The sequence below is a fragment of the Agromyces sp. NDB4Y10 genome (assembly GCF_001620055.1).
Lineage (GTDB): Bacteria > Actinomycetota > Actinomycetes > Actinomycetales > Microbacteriaceae > Agromyces > Agromyces indicus.
The window spans coordinates 1-15491 of the sequence record NZ_LQGY01000056.1 but is presented as its reverse complement, the minus strand read 5'-3'; the positions used below and the strand labels follow the sequence as shown (position 1 = coordinate 15491).

The window sequence follows — 15491 nt, the reverse complement described above, 5'->3', positions numbered from 1 at the left end:
ATCACGGCCTGTGCAGCAGACGGCCGGCGGAGGTCGCGCGGCGGCGCCTCAGCGCCCCGCGAGCCCGGTCGGCGACGACCCCGCCGAGATCGCCCTGCCAGCCAGGAACCGGTCCGGCGCCGGCCCGGCGCCGTCGGCGAGATCCGCCAGGATCCGCCCGACGACGGGCGTGAACTTGAACCCGTGCCCCGAGAATCCGGCGCCCACGACGACGGGCCCGATGCGGTCGAGCACGAAGTGCTCGTCGGGCGTCGTCGTGTAGGTGCAGCTGATCGGGTCCACCGTGTCGGCGTCGACGCCCGGGAGCCATTCGCGCGCATAGCGCTGCAGGTCGGCGAGCTGGTCGGGCACGGGCAGGAAGTCGCGTGCGTCGGGGTCGACGACGGGGCCGACGCCGTGCCATCCGGCCTTCACGCCCTCGCCCGGCGTCAGCATGCCGTAGACCGGCGAGCGCCAGTACGCGTAGCCGTCGGCCGCGGCGCCCGGGAAGTGGTTGTAGCTCGGCCACGCGACCGACTCGTCGCGCACGGCGAAGTGCGCGGGCTGCTCCTGGGTGACCACGAGCCGCGGCAGGGCGAGCCCGCCGACGAGCTTCGCGGTCCATGCGCCGAGCGTCACGACCGCGGTCCGCGCCTCGAAGAGCTCCTCGCCGGCGTCGGTCGTGCAGCTCACGCGAACGCGCGCGTCATCGACGACCTCGATGCGCGTCGCCCGCGTGCGATGCCGCACGTCGGCCCCCGCGGCAGCGGCGGTCGCGTGGAGCGCCGCGACCGTGGCATCCGCGTCGACCCGCCCGGCCCGCTCGTTGAACAGCACGCGCGTGTCGAAGCGGATGCCGGGCCAGCGGCGCCCGGCCTCCTCGACGGGCAGGAACTCGGCCGGGATGCCGGCCGCGGCGAGCGCGGCGTGCACGTCGTCGAAGTGAGCGCCGTGACCGTGGTTCGCGACCCCGACGAGGTCGAGCAGGCGGGTACCCGACTCGGCCTCCAGCTCCCGCCACAGCGGGAGCGCCTCGACAAGCAGTCGCACGTAGACGGGATCGTCGTACGCGACGTTGAAGTTCCGCGAGGCGCCGTGCGAGGCGCCGTTGCGGTGCCCCGGCTCGAAGCGCTCGAGCAGGGCCACCTCGCGGCCGCGGCGCGCGAGCTGCCAGGCGGTCGCCGCGCCCATCGCCCCGCCGCCGACCACCACCGTCTCGACGCGAGCGACCGCGGTCATGCCACGTCCCGGAAGTGCTCGACGACGGGGAACGGATCGTAGAACCCGTGCAGCAGCTCCCGCCAGCGCGCATACTCGGGCGAGCCGCGGAACCCCGGATCGTGGTCCTCGAGGCGCTCCCAGTGCACGAGCAGCAGGTATTCGTTCGGGGTCTCGACCGACCGCGACAGGCGCAGGTCGACGAACCCGGGCATCGACGAGATGATGGGCCGCGCCTCGGCGAAGGCCGCCTCGAACTCGGCCTCGCGGCCCGGGACGACGGGGAGGATGGCGTGCTCGAGGATCATCCGGCCCACGCTACCGCGCCGTTGGCAGCCGCTCGCCGAGGAATGGCAGGCGTGGGCCGGGCACGGCGCCGGGCCGCCCGTCACGATGGACCCATGGACTTCGACGACACCGCCGCCCTCATCGTGATCGACGTGCAGCAGGGATTCGACGACCCGTACTGGGGCGACCGCGACAACCCGGACGCCGAGGCGAACATCGCCCGGCTCGTGCAGGCGTGGGTGGATGCCGCGCGGCCGATCGTGCTCGTCCGGCACGACTCGCGCGAGCCCGGGTCGCCCCTCCGGCCCGGCTCCCCCGGCAACGCACTGAAGCCGGTCGTCGCCGACGCGCCGCACGACCTCTTCGTCACGAAGCACGTGAACTCGGCGTTCTACGGCGAGCCCGACCTCAAGGCGTGGCTCGACGAGCGCGGCATCCGTCAGCTCGTGGTCTGCGGCATCCAGACGAACCAGTGCGTGGAGACGACCGCGCGCATGGGCGGCAACCTCGGCTACGACGTGACGCTGCCCATCGACGCGACCCACACGTTCGACATGGCCGGCCCGGGCGGCCTCCGCCTGACGGCCGCCGAGCTCGCGCGGGCGACCGCGGTGAACCTCGACGGCGGCGGGTTCGCGCGCGTGGTCGCGACGGACGACGTGCTCGCCGGGTGATTCCCGAGGGGACGCGACACGCCGCATCGACGCCGCAGCCGGCGGCGAGTCGCGTCCCCTCGGGACGCCGCCGGCCACGCGGCATCCGTTGCCTCTCGTTACGGCGACGAGCGGATGCCGCAGCCCGGCCGACTACCGTGGCCCCATGGCAGACCGCGAATACGGCTTCAAGACCCGCGCCATCCACGCGGGCAACATCCCCGACGCCGAGGCGGGCGCCCGTGCGCTCCCGATCTACCAGTCGAGCGCCTTCGTCTTCGACGACACGGCCGATGCGGCGGCGCGCTTCGCGCTGCAGAAGTACGGCAACATCTACTCCCGCCTGGCGAACCCCACTGTCGCGGCGTTCGAGGAGCGCGTCGCGAGCCTCGAGGGCGGGCTCGGCGCGGTCGCCACGGCGAGCGGCCTGTCGGCGCAGTACATCACCTTCGCGAGCCTCGCGGGCGCGGGCGACCACATCGTGGCCTCCGCGAACCTCTACGGCGGTTCGATCACCCAGCTGGATGTCACGCTCCGCCGCTTCGGCGTCGAGACGACGTTCGTGCGCTCGTCCGACCCGGCCGACTACGCGCCGGCGATCACCGAGCGCACCAAGGCGCTGTTCGTCGAGACGATCGCGAACCCGTCGGGCGAGGTCGCCGACCTCGAGGGGCTCGCCGATGTGGCGCACGCGCACGGCATCCCGCTCATCGTCGACTCGACGATCGCGACGCCGTACCTCAACCGTCCCATCGAGTGGGGCGCCGACCTCGTCACGCACTCGGCGACCAAGTTCCTCGGCGGGCACGGCACGACCCTCGGCGGCGTCGTGGTCGAGTCGGGCCGGTTCGACTGGCACAGCGAGAAGTTCCCCCTGTTCGGCGAGCCCGTGCCGAGCTACGGCGGGCTGCAGTGGTCGGGCAACTTCGGCGAGTACGCGTTCCTCACCCGCCTGCGCGCCGAGCAGCTGCGCGACATCGGCCCGGCGCTCGCGCCGCACAGCGCGTTCCTCCTCGCCCAGGGCGTCGAGACGCTGCCGTACCGCATCCAGGCGCACGTCGACAACGCACGCGTGGTGGCCGAGTGGCTCGACGCCGACCCGCGCATCGAGCGCGTGTTCTGGGCGGGGCTGCCCGACCACCCGCACTTCGAGCGCGCCGCGAAGTACCTCCCGAAGGGTCCGGGCTCGGTGTTCAGCTTCGAGGTGAAGGGCGGCCGCGCGGTCGGCCAGAAGCTCATCGAGTCGGTGAACCTCGCGAGCCACCTGGCGAACATCGGCGACGCGAAGACGCTGATCATCCACCCGGCATCGACCACGCACGCGCAGCTCACCGACCAGCAGCTCGTCGATGCGGGCGTGCTGCCCGGTGTCGTGCGGCTCTCGGTCGGCATCGAGGATGTCGACGACATCATCGCCGACCTCGACCAGGCCCTCTCGGCTGCGACCGCGGGCCTCGCGGTCGCCGGCGCCACGATCGGAGGCACGCGATGAGCACCGCCGTCGACCTCGACACGTCCGGCGCCGAGACGACGGATGCCGCGGCCGGCGACGTCGAGACCGTGCGCCTCGTCAACGGCCTCTCGTGCGAACTGCCCGCGAGCTCGCCGCTCGCGAAGCTGCTGAAGTCGCAGCGCACGTGGATCGGCCCCGACGCGAGGCAGCGGCAGCGGATCCTCAACGCCGCGAGGTCGGTCGCGATCGTCGGCGCGTCGCCGAAGCCGCAGCGCTCGAGCTACTTCGTGGGCACGTACCTGCAGCAGTCGAGCGACTACCGCGTGTACTTCGTGAACCCCAACGAGACCGAGATCCTCGGGCAGCCCGCCTATGCGAGCCTGACGGACCTGCCCGAGGTGCCCGACATCGTGGTGGTGTTCCGGCGCGGCAGCGACATCCCCTCGGTGGTCGACGAGGTCGTCGCAGCGGGCGCGAAGACGATCTGGGTGCAGCTGGGCATCTGGAACGAGGAGGCTGCCTACCAGGGCGAGGAGCAGGGGCTCACGGTCGTCATGGACCGGTGCATCAAGGTCGAGCACGCCCGCTTCCACGGGGGCCTGCACCTGCTCGGGTTCGACACCGGCCAGATCACGAGCCGCCGCGGCGGGCGCTGAGGAACGATCCGCGTCCGGGCGGGTCAGGCGGCGTGCGCGGCGCGACCGGCGTCGGCATCGACGTCGCGGCCGTAGGCCCAGATGAGGATGCTCGTTCCGTCGGGACGCTCGAAGGTGAACTCCCGCTCGAGCAGCCGCTCGAAGCCGAGACGCTCGTAGAGCCGCTGGGCGGCGATCATCTGCGGCCCGGTGTTCAGCACGACGCGGCGGAGGCCGCGGTCCGCCGCGAGCGCGGTCACGTGGTGCACCAGCTGCTCGCCCACCCCGCGTCCGCGCGCCGCCGCGGCGACGCCGAGGAAGCGGAAGTCGAGCTCGTCCCGGTCGCGGGCGACGGCGGAGAGGCGCTCCCCGGGCCGCGGCGTGGTGACGGTGCCGAGCAGCGCGCCGGACGCGGCATCCTCGGCGACCCACACCTCGTGGTCGCGCGCCCGGTCGGCGACGGCCTCGATCTCGGCGAGGTAGTCCTCGGAGAGCTCGTAGTCGCCGGCGTACGCCTGGCGGACGAGGCGGCCGACCGAGGCGGCCTCGTCGTCGCGCATGAGGCGGATGCGCACCCCGGCGGAATCGTTCACGGACATCCGCACGAGTCTACGCCGCGCCGGCTGGGTGACGGCCGTGGCCCCGGGCGAGACGCCCGGGGCCACGACCGGCCGGTCCTGCTCAGGAGAGCAGGCCCTCCTGCCACTCGATGAGGTCGGCGATCTTGGAGACCAGGACCTCGTCCTGCAGGCCGTGCGCCTTGCCCTTCGCCTGGCGGAGCACCGCGATGGCACCCGCGTGGTCGCCCGCGTCGGCCGCCGCCTCGGCGGCGTCGAGGTAGGCCGTGACGTCGGCACCGAGCTTGTCGACGCGGACGGATCCGTCGCCGAGGCCGCCGACGATCTCGCCCACCTCGTTGAACGTGACGCAGTCGCCGCCGCCGGTCACGACGCCCGCGGTCCACTCGATGCCCTTGAGGATGTGCTCGAGGAAGAGCGGGTCGTGCCACGACGCGTCGGTGTGCCCGGCGCCCTCGTACCACGAGCGGCCGCCCTCGAAGTTGTGGCACCACGCGATCGGGTGGTCCGCGCCCATCCGCCCGCTGCCGGGGTTGTAGGTCGACTCGTCGAGCGTGATGAGCACGTGCACGTCCTCACGCGGGTTGGTCGTGAAGTTGTACCACTCGTCGAAGCGCACCCACTCGGTCGGCAGCATCTCGGTCGAGGGGTGCGACGGGTTCTCGACGCGCATGGTCGCGGTCTGCTGCGCCGGGTGGTTGCGGAAGCGCGCGCTGCCGCCCGTGAGCTCGCTGTACCACGGCACCGTGTGCATCGAGTCCGTCGCGGCGTGCAGGCCGACGTAGCCGCCGCCGCCGCGGATGTAGCCCTGGAACGCGGCGAGCTCGGTGTCGTCCAGCAGGCGGGGCCGGTTGGGGTCGAGGTTGTTCGTGGCGTCGACCGGCGAGGCGAAGATGATCGTCGCGTACTTCGACAGGTCGGCCGTGCTCGTGAACGGCGTGCTGGGCAGCGTCAGCGACGGCTGGCCCGGCGAGGTGCCCTGCGGCGGATCCCACACGTCGACGGCGAACCCGTGCTCCTCGCCGAGGGCGATGATCGCGTTGGTGGTGTCGTCGATGTGCGAGTGCCGGAAGCCGAGCGTCTCGCCCACGACGAGCACGCGGTAGTCGTCGTCGGCGGCCTGCGCGGGCATGGCGACGACGCCGAGGCCGAGCGCGACTCCCGCGGCGCAGAGCCCGGTCACCGCGCGTTGGACATGTTGCTTCATAGGTCGTTTCTCCCCTTCGAGTACGGACCGATGCCGCCGGAGCGAATCAATATGTTGCACGCGACGACATATCTTGTCGCAGCCGACCCTATTCCCGACGGCGAGCGGATGTCAACGGCTGGCGTGAATACCTGTCGGTCCGATGCACAACTTCTGCCGTTCGCCGTTAAAAGCACCTGCTCGGTCGGCACAGCGGCATCCGCAGTCGGATCGCGGGTGCGCGCACGATTCTTCGATCGATCGGGGGAACCGTGCGCGTGCTGCGACGTAGGCTGGACTGGTGACAGCGTTCGTCTCAGCCCTCGACCTCTTCTCGATCGGGATCGGGCCCTCCAGCTCCCACACGGTGGGGCCGATGCGGGCCGCTCGGACGTTCGTCGAGACGCTCCAGGCGAACGGCACGCTCGAGCGGGTCCGGCGGGTCAGCTGCTCCCTGTACGGCTCGCTCGGCGCGACCGGACTCGGCCACGGCACGCCCGACGCGGTCGTCGCGGGCCTCGCCGGCCTCGCGCCGCACGACTGCGACCCCGACGACGTGCGCGGGGCCTGGTCGAGGCTCGGCCCCGGCGGGGCCGAGGTCCGGCTCGCCGGCACGCACCCGATCTCCATGACCCGGGACGACGTCTCCCTCGAGCCGCGCACGCGCCTGCCCGGCCACCCGAACGCCATGACGCTGCAGGCGTGGGGCGACGACGACGCACTCCCCCTCGCCGAGGAGACCTACTACTCGGTGGGCGGCGGCTTCATCCGCCGCGAGGGCGACGCCCCGGAGCAGGCGGAGGCGCTGCGGCATCCGCTGCCCTACTCGACCGCGGCCGAGCTGCTCGACCTGTGCGACGCGCACGACGTGAGCTTCTGCGACGTGGCCTGGCGCAACGAGGTCGCCGTGCACGGCGAGGCGGGCATCGTCGCGGGGCTCGACGCCATCTGGGCCGCGATGGCCGAGTGCGTCGACCACGGCCTGCGCACCGAGGGCGTGCTCCCCGGCATCCTCAAGGTGAAGCGCCGCGCCCCCGAGGTCCGGCGCCGGCTCGAGGAGTACGACCGCGACGAGCACGTCCGCGACACCTCCACGGAATGGCTCCACGCGTTCGCGCTCGCGGTCAACGAGGAGAACGCGTCGGGCGGCCGCGTCGTGACCGCGCCCACGAACGGCGCGGCCGGCATCATCCCCGCCGTCGGCCACTACTACCTGCGCTTCGTGCCCGGCGCCGACCAGGAAGGCATCCGCCGCTTCCTGCTCACGGCGGCCGCGATCGCGAGCCTCGTGAAGAAGAACGCCTCGATCTCGGGCGCCGAGGGCGGCTGCCAGGCCGAGGTCGGCTCGGCGTGCGCCATGGCCGCCGGCGCGCTCTGCGCGGTGCTCGGCGGCACCCCGCGCCAGATCGAGAACGCCGCCGAGATCGCCATGGAGCACCACCTCGGCCTCACGTGCGACCCGGTGGCCGGGCTCGTGCAGGTGCCGTGCATCGAGCGCAACGCCATCGCGGCGTCGACCGCCGTGTCCGCCGCGCGACTGGCCCTGCACGGCGACGGCACGCACGTCGTCTCCCTCGACACCGTGATCGAGACCATGCGGCAGACGGGCATCGACATGATGACGAAGTACAAGGAGACCAGCGAGGGCGGCCTCGCGGTCAACGTCATCGAGTGCTGACGCCGGACCCCGCGCGGGTGTCCCCCGGACGGGTCCCTTCTCTCTGGCCGCTCGCTCTGCCAAGGTAACGGGGTGGACCCGAACATCGACCCCGACGTCGTCGCCGGCGTCAGCACCTTCGCGCTGCTGATCGGCGTGATCGTCTACTTCGCGACGATCGCCCTCAGCCTCTGGATCGGCTATCTCATCGTCAAGGCGGCCGTGCGCAACGGCCTGCGCGAGCACACTCTCTGGCTCGAATCCCGCCGGGGGCCGCTGCGCTGACGGATGCCGCGTGCGCCTGCCCGCCGGACGACGCCGGTCAGCAGGCGCACTCGACGGCGTCCGCCGCCGCCGCGACGTTCGTCAGGGGGTCGAGCGGATGCCGCTCCGTGCCGCCGTCGCGCTCGACCGCGAAGCCCTCGCGCGCCCAGTACTCGAACCCGCCGAGCATCTCCTTGACGGGATGGCCGAGGGTGGCGAAGGCGAGGGCGGCGCGCGTGGCGCCGTTGCAGCCCGGCCCCCAGCAGTAGACGACCACCGGGGTGCCGGGGGCGATGAGCTCCGGCGCCGCCTCCGCGATCCGCCGACCGGGCAGGTGCACGGCGCCGGGGATCCGCCCCGCCGACCACGCCGCCTCGCTGCGGGTGTCGACGAGCACGAAGCCGGGTTCGTCGGCGGCGAGCGCCGCGGCGACGTCCGAGACGTCGGTCTCGAAGCCGAGGCGCGCCCGGAAGTGGCGCGCGGCCTCCTCCGGTGCGGCGGCGTGATCGAAGAGTGCGGGTGCGGGGAGCGTCGAGGTCATGCCTCGATGCTCGCACCCGCGGGCCGACGGCGTCGGCGCGGTTCGCGCCGAGATTGCGCGAGATCCCGCCAACCTCGGGTCAGGCGGCCCGCCGGTCAGGCGTGCGACAGGAAGGCGCCGAGCGCCGCGCCGAGCGCCGCGAGGTCGTCGACGTGCGCCAGTTCGCGAGCCGAGTGCATGGACAGCAACGGCGGGCCGACGTCGACCGTGCGGATGCCGAGGCGCGTGGCCGTGAGCGGACCGATGGTCGAGCCGCACGGGATGGCGTTGTTCGACACGAAGGGCTGCATGCCCGCGCCGGCCGCGCGGCAGGCCTCCGCCCATAGGGCCGAGCCCGCGGCATCCGTCGCGTAGCGCTGGTTGGCGTTGAGCTTCAGCAGCGGCCCGCCGCCGAGCACCGGACGGTTCACCGGATCGTGTCGCTCGGGGTAGTTCGGGTGCACGGCGTGACCAGCATCGCTCGAGACGTGCCACGACGCGGCGAACGCGCGGCGGCGCTCCTCCACGCCGGCTCCCAGTCCGGCGCCGATGCGGGCGAGCACGTCGTCGAGGAAGGGGCCGCTCGCGCCCGAACGGGACTCGGAGCCGAGCTCCTCGTGGTCGAACGCGGCGAGCACGCTCACGTGACCGGCGTCGGCCGGGGCATCGAGCAGGGCGGTGAGGCCCGCGTGCACCGAGCTGAGGTTGTCCATGCGGCCGGAGGCGAGGAACACGTCGCCCCGACCGAAGCGCGCCGGAGCGGCCGCATCGACGACGTGCACGTCGTGGCCGACGACGTCCTCGGGCGTCACGCCCGCGAGTCCGGCCAGGTGCGCGACGATGTCGGCCGGCTCGGGGCCGCCCTCCACGCCCCAGATCGGCTGCACGTGCCGCTGCTTGTCGAGGGTGAGCCCGTCGGCGTTGACGCCGCGGTCGAGGTGGATCGCGAGCTGCGGGATCCGCAGCAGCGGCCCGGTCGCGACGAGGTGCTCGGCGCCGTCGCGGGTGACGAGGCGTCCCGCGAGGCGCAGCTCGCGGTCGAGCCAGGAGTTCAGCAGCGGGCCGCCGTAGACCTCCACGTTCGCCTGCGACAGTCCGGCCGCCGCGCTCGACGGGTTCGGCTTGAGCTTGAACGACGGTGAGTCCGTGTGCGCGCCGACGATCCGGAACGGGGTCGTGGCGCCCGCCGACTCGGGCTGCACCCAGGCGATGACGGCGCCGTCGCGCACCACGACCCGGCGGCCCGCGCCCGTCGGCCAGGCGTCCCGCTCGTCGAGCCGCTCGAACCCGGCGGCCTCCAGCCGCCGCGCGACCTCGGCGGCGGCGTGGTACGACGACGGCGATGCCGTCACGAATGCGGTGAAGTCCTCGATGTACGCGTCGACGTCAGGCATGCCCATCCCCCCATCCTCCCCCACGGGCGCCGCACGTCGGGACGCGATCAGGCGAAGCGCACCGTGGCCTGCAGCCGCGCGCGCACCTCCATGGAGTCCACGCCGCCGAGCTGCGGCGACCCGGGGATCCCGTCGCGGATGGCGCTCGCGAGCCGCGACCGGCGCACGAGGGCGACCGCGGCGCCGCGGTTCGTGCCGCCCACCTCGAGGGGCACCGCGGCGTGCTCGTCGGGCACGACCACGAGGAGCGCGGTCGGCTTCACCTTCGCCGGCCGGGTGACGGCCTTGGCCCGGGCGGCGAGCGCGCGGATCGGCCGTTCGCCGGCGAGCGCGTCGCCGACGAGTTCGCCGCGCTTCAGCGCGACCGGACCACCCCAGTCCTCGGACTGGATCGCGATGAGCCCGGTGGGGCCGAGCACGAGGTGGTCGAGCTTCGGCGGCAGCCCCGGTCCGCCGGCGTCCGTCGCGAGGTCGTGCCAGACGGTGTACGCGATGCCGAGCGTCGAGAGCGCGCGGGCCGTCTCCTCCTCGGCGAGCGCGTCGGCGAGCACGTGACGGATGTCGCGCGGCGCGCTCCGCACGAGCGCCGGGTCGTACGGGTCGTCGAGCGTGACGCCGCGGCCCGCCCACTCGCGGATAAGCGCGAGGTACTGCTCGCGCGAGAACCCGCCGGGGTGCCCGTACGAGCGCGCGAGCGGCCGCGAGTCGCGGCGGGGCCGCGGAGCGGCCGGCGCGAACGGGTCGTGCGGGGCGTCCGAGGGCGCCGTCGTACGGACGCCCCGGTCGAATGCGGCGCGCGCCTCGGGCGTGCCGACGAGCTCCCACGCGGCCTGCACGGCATGGAACCTGGCCGCGTCGCCACCTGTGTCGGGGTGGGCGTGCCGCAGGGCGCGGCGGTACGCCAGGCGGAGCTGGGCGGCATCCGCATCGGCGGGCACGCCGAGCACCTCGTACGGGGAGGCGGAGAGGGGGCTGTCGGGCATGGGCTCGCTTTCGGTGGGCGAGCACGAGAATACCGCCGCCCGCCGGAAGCACGCCGAATGCGGTCGCCCCGGGGGCCGCGCCCGCTCAGCCGACGGGTCGCAGCAACCCGCCGGCGACGAGCTCGCGCACGGCCGGGCCGAGCTCCTCCCACAGCTCGGTCGGATCCACCTCCAGCAGCTGGGCGATCGCGTCGGAGAGGACGCCGCCCGGCAGCTCCCCGTCGGCGGCGCCGACGAGCGCCGCGAGACCCGTGCCCGCGTCGACCGTGCGGGCGAACCCGCCGCCCTGGTGCAGCAGGATGACGGCCGGCTGCTCGGCGCCCGGCCAGTGGTGCCGCTCCTCGGTGACGTCGGGCGCGACGGCGATCCGGACCGCCCGCAGGCCGACGTCGTCGAGTCCGGAGATGCGGTCCATGGCGGCGAGGCAGTCGGCCAGGTGCGACGCCAACCCGCCCGAGCCCTCGCCGAGCGATCCGTGGAGGCGCTCCGCGCGGGCGAGCCGCGGCGTCGCGTTCGCCGCGGGCCGCCGGAGCAGGAGGTATCCGAACCCGACCGATTCGACGCCGCGGGCGGCGAAGTCGTCGAGCCAGGCCGAGTACATCGCCTCAAACCCGGGCGTGCCCGGCCGCGTGCCGCCGTCGCGGATCCACGTCTCGGCGTACTCGCCGGGGTCCTGCCGTTCGCGCTCGACGACCCAGTACTCGAGTCCCACTTCGGCGAGCCAGCCGGTGACCCGCTCGAGCCCGTCGGCGAGGCCGTCCGCGGTCCGCCGGTACTCCCAATTGCCGAGGAGCTGGGCGACGCCGCCGGGGCGCAGGTGCTGGGCCGTCCCGCGGAGGACCGCTTCGACGAGCCCGTCGCCGACCATGCCGCCGTCGCGGTACTCGTACACGGGCACGCCGTCGCGTCGCGGCGTGATGACGAACGGCGGGTTGGACACGATGCGGTCGAAGTGCTCGCCGGACACCGGCTCGAACAGGCTGCCGAGGCGCAGCTCCACGCGCTCGATCCGATTGAGCGCGAGGTTGAGCCGGGCGAAGCGCAGCGCCCGCTCCGAGACATCCGTCGCCACGACGCGGTCGCTGAACCGCGCCGCGTGCATCGCCTGGATGCCGCAGCCCGTCCCGAGGTCGAGCGTCGCCTCGACATGCTGCGGCAGGAGCAGCCCGCTCAGGGTCAGGGAGGCGCCGCCGACGCCGAGGACGTACTCCTCCGGCAGCGCGCCGCCCGTGGCGAGCTCCCCGAGGTCCGAGGCGATCCACCACTCCACCTCGCCGCCCGTGTCGCCGAAGGCGTACGGCCGCAGGTCGACTCGCGGCGAGGCGACCTCGCCGTCGACCGCGACGAGGCCGAGTCGCTCGGCGCCGTCGAGGTCCAGGGCCGGCAGTGCCGAGGCGAGGGCGTCGGATGCCACCGGCATCCCGAGCACGAAGCAGCGCACGAGCGTCGCGAGGCCCTGTTCGTCGGATGCGGCGTGCTCGAGGGCGCGCAGCGCGGGCACGCGGTGTCCGCGGCGGAGCGCCGATCCCGGGTGCGTCGCGTCGGACCGGGCGCCGCGGTCCCACAGCGCCTCGATCGCGGAAACGGTGAACCGGGCGGCGGCGAGGTCGCGCGCGAGGGCGTCGACCGCGCCGAGGTCCGGTCCGTCGGCGGGGACGCCGGGAGGCGCGGGGTCGGTGCTCACGCCCCCCATTCAACCAGCCGGCCGCGACGTTCCCGGATCGTCATCTGAGCGACATCCGCCGTCAATGCCGGACGTCGGCGCGTAACCCCGCCGACACACGCGCCGCGTACGGTCGGTTACCATCGGACGAGCGAGGGGAGGTCGCATCATGGCGGAGCCGACGACGCTGGAACGCCTGCGACAGGACGCACGCGACGAACTCGCCGCGCTCATCGAGCTGCGCTGCCGCATGGGCGAGGACCCCTGGACCTTCCTCCCGGAGCTGCCGTCGGTGGACGAGCAGGTCGTCGCGACGCTCCGCGAGGAGCGGCTGCACTCCGAGCGCTGGAGCCCGGCCCGAGCGCGCGCCTATCATCCGACCGCTCGGCGCGGCGACGTGGCGCGCTTCGAGTTCGAGGTGCTCCGCGACATCGCGCTCGACCACCCCGAGCTGAGCCGCGCGGTGTGGAGCATGCTCGAGCGGGTGCCCTCGACCTGGTGAGGTTCAGCCCGCCGCGCGGCGTGCTCGTTGCCGTGCGACGAGGGCGGCCACGGCGCGCCAGCCGACGAGGAGCATCCCGAGCGTCAGCGTCGCGACGATGACGAACGGCACCGCGGTGCCCTGACCGCTGGCCGCGCGCAGCAGCATGCCGATCGCGACCGCGCCGACCCACGCCGCGACGCCGGTCGGCCACGGCGCCGTCGGCCGTCGCCATGCCCGTGCGGCGAGCCACCCCGCGGCCCCGCCGACCAGGAACGGCCATGCGGTGGCCCAGATCCCGGCCGCGTCGAGCGTTTCGGCGTGGCTCGACCGGCCGGCGATCGCGAACGCCACGATGAGCACGGCATCGACGACCGCCGCGAGCGCGATTCGGGCGGGCGCGGTCCGGGCGCGCGCGTCGGTCGTGGTCACCCGTCCATCGTACGGATCAGGGTTCGGCGTCGCCGAGCGCGGCGAGTTCCTCGCCCGTCGACACGGGCAGCGCGCACACGAACGCGCGGCAGCGGTACGCCGCCCCGCCGCCGTCGCGGGCGGTCCGCCCGTCGAACAGCTCGAAGCCGGCCTCCGCGAAGCCCCTCGCCTGGGCTTCGGTGACGAACGCCGAGACGGATGCCGCCTGCCGCCGCGCGACGCGGACGAGCTCCCCGTCGCGCGCATCGGTCCCGTCGCTCGTCACGGTGACGAGTTGCACCAACGGGGTGGCCAGTCGGGTCATCACCTCGAGCGCGCCGCCGAAGGCGATCGGACGCTGCACCGCGATGCCCGCGACGGAGCGCATGGCCTGCTCGGCGAGATCGCGGTAGCGGTCCCCGGCACCGAGCGCGAAGAGCTCGAAGGCTGCCGCGGCGCAGGCCGTCATGCCGGACGGGGCGGCCCCCTCGGCCGGGTCGGCCGGAAGCGCGAGACCCCGCGCGCGGAGCACCGGGTCGGGTCCGCCCGGCGCGGCGAACGCGTCGTCGTCACCGGATGCCGCGGCCGCCGCGTCGACCAGCTCGCGCGCCGTGGTCGCGTACCGCACGTCGCCGGTCGCCGTGGACAGCGCGATCAGGCCGCCCGCCAGCATCCCCGTGTCCTCGAGGGTGGCGACCGCGTCCGAGAGCTCGCCGTCGAGCGAGGCCCGGGCAAGGCGTCCGTTCGCCTGCAGGTGGGTGGCCAGCACGAAGTCGGCGGCGCGGCCCGCGGCCGAGATCGCGCGTGCATCACCGAACACCGATCCCGCGCGGGCGAGGGCGCCGATGGCGAGCCCGTTCCAGCCGGTGAGGACCTTCGCGTCGAGCGCGGGCGGTTCGAGCTCGGCGCGCCCGGCGGCATCCCGGCGGTAGTAGCCGCCTTCGCTGCGCTGCCCGTCGATCACGCTCTCCGAGTCCTGGGCGCTCGCGAACCCACCGCTCGGCAGCTGCATCCGCTCGATGAGGAAGTCGATGAGGCCACCCGCCAGTGACTCGGCGAACGCCGGGGCGTCCCGTCCGGTGGCGAGTTCGGCGGTGACCGAGAGCAGGAGCGCGTTGTCGGTGAGCATGCGCTCGTAGTGCGGGTCGCTCCAGTCCGCCCGGGTGGCGTAGCGGAAGAAGCCGCCCTCGACCGGGTCGCGGAGCGGCGACGCGCCCATGCGGCGGAGGGTCCGGGCGGCGAGCTCGCGCGCGTCGCCGCCGGCTCGGGTGAGGAAGGCGAGCACCGGCGCCACGGGGAACTTCGGGGCGCTCCCGAATCCGCCGAACTGCCGGTCCTCCCCCTGCGCGAGGGCGGCGACCGCCTGCTCGAGCGCGGCACGGCCGGGCAGGTCGCCTTCGGTGCGGGCGACGGATGCCGCGGTGAGCGCCTCGCCGACGGCGTCCGCCGTCCGATCGAGGTCCTCGCGCCGCTCCCGCCAGGCTTCGTCGACCGCGGCGAGCACGTCGGCGAACGACGGGATGCCCTGGACGGCCCGGGGCGGGAAGTACGTGCCCGCGTAGAACGTCCGGCCGTCGGGCCGGGTGAACACGGTGAGCGGCCAGCCGAGATCCCTGGTGAAGGCGGATGCCGCGGCCAGGTAGCTCGCGTCCACGTCGGGGTGCTCTTCGCGGTCGACCTTGATGGCGACGAACCGGTCGTTGAGCACGCGGGCGATCTCGGGATCGCTGAAGCTCTCGCGCGCCATGACGTGGCACCAGTGGCACGTGGCGTAGCCGACGGAGACGAGCACGGGCACGTCCCGCCGTCGCGCCTCCTCGAAGGCGGCTTCGCCCCACGGATACCAGTCGACCGGATTGCCGGCGTGGGCTCGCAGGTACGGGCTGAGCGCGTCGCCGAGTCGGTTCCCCATCGACCCAGCCTAGGCATCCCGCGGGCGCTCGTCAGGACCTCACGGGTTAAATGCAGAAGAGCCGCCCAACTCTGGGCGGCTCTTCCGTGAAGTATGTCCGGCGGTGTCCTACTCTCCCACAGGGTCGCCCCTGCAGTACCATCGGCGCTGCGAGTCTTAGCTTCCGGGTTCGGAATGTGTCCGGGCGTTTCCCTCGCGCTATGGCCGCCGAAACTC

The 15491-nt window shown here is 73.7% G+C and carries 16 protein-coding genes and 1 rRNA gene; 6 read left to right on the top strand and 11 right to left on the bottom strand.

The window, feature by feature from the left end:
- Positions 1 to 48: 48 nt before the first annotated feature.
- Positions 49 to 1218: an FAD-dependent oxidoreductase gene (locus AVP42_RS13430; RefSeq protein WP_067949888.1), complete on the bottom strand. Its 1170-nt coding sequence runs from the start codon at positions 1216 to 1218 to the stop codon at positions 49 to 51.
- Positions 1215 to 1505: an antibiotic biosynthesis monooxygenase gene (locus tag AVP42_RS13425; protein WP_067949886.1), complete on the bottom strand. Its 291-nt coding sequence runs from the start codon at positions 1503 to 1505 to the stop codon at positions 1215 to 1217. The genes AVP42_RS13430 and AVP42_RS13425 overlap by 4 nt, the downstream gene beginning before the upstream one ends.
- Positions 1506 to 1598: 93 nt before the next feature.
- Here AVP42_RS13425 and AVP42_RS13420 point away from each other — a divergent pair, with 93 nt between their 5' ends.
- The 3 genes from AVP42_RS13420 (at position 1599) to AVP42_RS13410 (ending at position 4247) form a co-directional block, all read left to right on the top strand.
- The gene (locus tag AVP42_RS13420) at positions 1599 to 2159 is read left to right on the top strand and encodes a cysteine hydrolase family protein (RefSeq protein WP_067949884.1); all 561 of its coding nucleotides are present in this window, start codon (positions 1599 to 1601) and stop codon (positions 2157 to 2159) included.
- Between the two features lie 145 nt (positions 2160 to 2304).
- On the top strand, positions 2305 to 3630 hold the full coding sequence (locus AVP42_RS13415) for an O-acetylhomoserine aminocarboxypropyltransferase/cysteine synthase family protein (RefSeq protein WP_067949883.1): 1326 nt from the start codon (positions 2305 to 2307) through the stop codon (positions 3628 to 3630).
- Positions 3627 to 4247: a CoA-binding protein gene (locus tag AVP42_RS13410; RefSeq protein WP_067949881.1), complete on the top strand. Its 621-nt coding sequence runs from the start codon at positions 3627 to 3629 to the stop codon at positions 4245 to 4247. The genes AVP42_RS13415 and AVP42_RS13410 overlap by 4 nt, the downstream gene beginning before the upstream one ends.
- Positions 4248 to 4270: 23 nt before the next feature.
- Here AVP42_RS13410 and AVP42_RS13405 read toward each other — a convergent pair whose 3' ends face one another.
- Positions 4271 to 4825: a GNAT family N-acetyltransferase gene (locus AVP42_RS13405; protein WP_067949879.1), complete on the bottom strand. Its 555-nt coding sequence runs from the start codon at positions 4823 to 4825 to the stop codon at positions 4271 to 4273.
- Between the two features lie 82 nt (positions 4826 to 4907).
- A complete protein-coding gene (locus tag AVP42_RS13400; RefSeq protein ID WP_082847275.1) occupies positions 4908 to 6011 on the bottom strand; it encodes a ThuA domain-containing protein in 1104 nt (367 codons plus the stop codon).
- 280 nt (positions 6012 to 6291) lie between these two features.
- Between AVP42_RS13400 and AVP42_RS13395 the strand changes: the two genes are divergently transcribed.
- Both AVP42_RS13395 and AVP42_RS13390 read left to right on the top strand, forming a co-directional pair.
- A complete protein-coding gene (locus tag AVP42_RS13395) occupies positions 6292 to 7668 on the top strand; it encodes an L-serine ammonia-lyase (RefSeq protein ID WP_067949875.1) in 1377 nt (458 codons plus the stop codon).
- A gap of 72 nt (positions 7669 to 7740) precedes the next feature.
- Positions 7741 to 7932: a hypothetical protein gene (locus AVP42_RS13390; protein WP_067949873.1), complete on the top strand. Its 192-nt coding sequence runs from the start codon at positions 7741 to 7743 to the stop codon at positions 7930 to 7932.
- Positions 7933 to 7969: 37 nt separating this feature from the next.
- On the opposite strand, the gene AVP42_RS13385 is transcribed toward AVP42_RS13390, so the two are convergent.
- From AVP42_RS13385 to AVP42_RS13370, 4 genes are all read right to left on the bottom strand, one after another.
- Positions 7970 to 8452, bottom strand: coding sequence for a rhodanese-like domain-containing protein (locus AVP42_RS13385; RefSeq protein WP_067949871.1), 483 nt, complete (start codon positions 8450 to 8452; stop codon positions 7970 to 7972).
- Between the two features lie 95 nt (positions 8453 to 8547).
- The gene (locus AVP42_RS13380; RefSeq protein ID WP_067949996.1) at positions 8548 to 9825 is read right to left on the bottom strand and encodes a M18 family aminopeptidase; all 1278 of its coding nucleotides are present in this window, start codon (positions 9823 to 9825) and stop codon (positions 8548 to 8550) included.
- A gap of 47 nt (positions 9826 to 9872) precedes the next feature.
- Positions 9873 to 10808 (bottom strand): DnaJ domain-containing protein, encoded by a 936-nt coding sequence (locus AVP42_RS13375; protein ID WP_067949869.1) that lies wholly within the window; start codon positions 10806 to 10808, stop codon positions 9873 to 9875.
- 85 nt (positions 10809 to 10893) lie between these two features.
- On the bottom strand, positions 10894 to 12492 hold the full coding sequence (locus AVP42_RS13370; protein WP_231878632.1) for a methyltransferase: 1599 nt from the start codon (positions 12490 to 12492) through the stop codon (positions 10894 to 10896).
- 148 nt (positions 12493 to 12640) lie between these two features.
- Between AVP42_RS13370 and AVP42_RS13365 the strand changes: the two genes are divergently transcribed.
- On the top strand, positions 12641 to 12973 hold the full coding sequence (locus AVP42_RS13365) for a hypothetical protein (RefSeq protein WP_067949864.1): 333 nt from the start codon (positions 12641 to 12643) through the stop codon (positions 12971 to 12973).
- Positions 12974 to 12976: 3 nt separating this feature from the next.
- Here AVP42_RS13365 and AVP42_RS13360 read toward each other — a convergent pair whose 3' ends face one another.
- From AVP42_RS13360 to rrf, 3 genes are all read right to left on the bottom strand, one after another.
- Positions 12977 to 13384, bottom strand: coding sequence for a DUF3054 domain-containing protein (locus tag AVP42_RS13360; RefSeq protein WP_082847274.1), 408 nt, complete (start codon positions 13382 to 13384; stop codon positions 12977 to 12979).
- Positions 13385 to 13400: 16 nt separating this feature from the next.
- Entirely contained in the window at positions 13401 to 15275 is a 1875-nt protein-coding gene (locus AVP42_RS13355; protein WP_067949862.1) for a thioredoxin domain-containing protein, read from the bottom strand.
- Positions 15276 to 15370: 95 nt separating this feature from the next.
- Positions 15371 to 15487, bottom strand: a 5S ribosomal RNA gene (rrf, locus tag AVP42_RS13350).
- Positions 15488 to 15491: the final 4 nt, after the last annotated feature.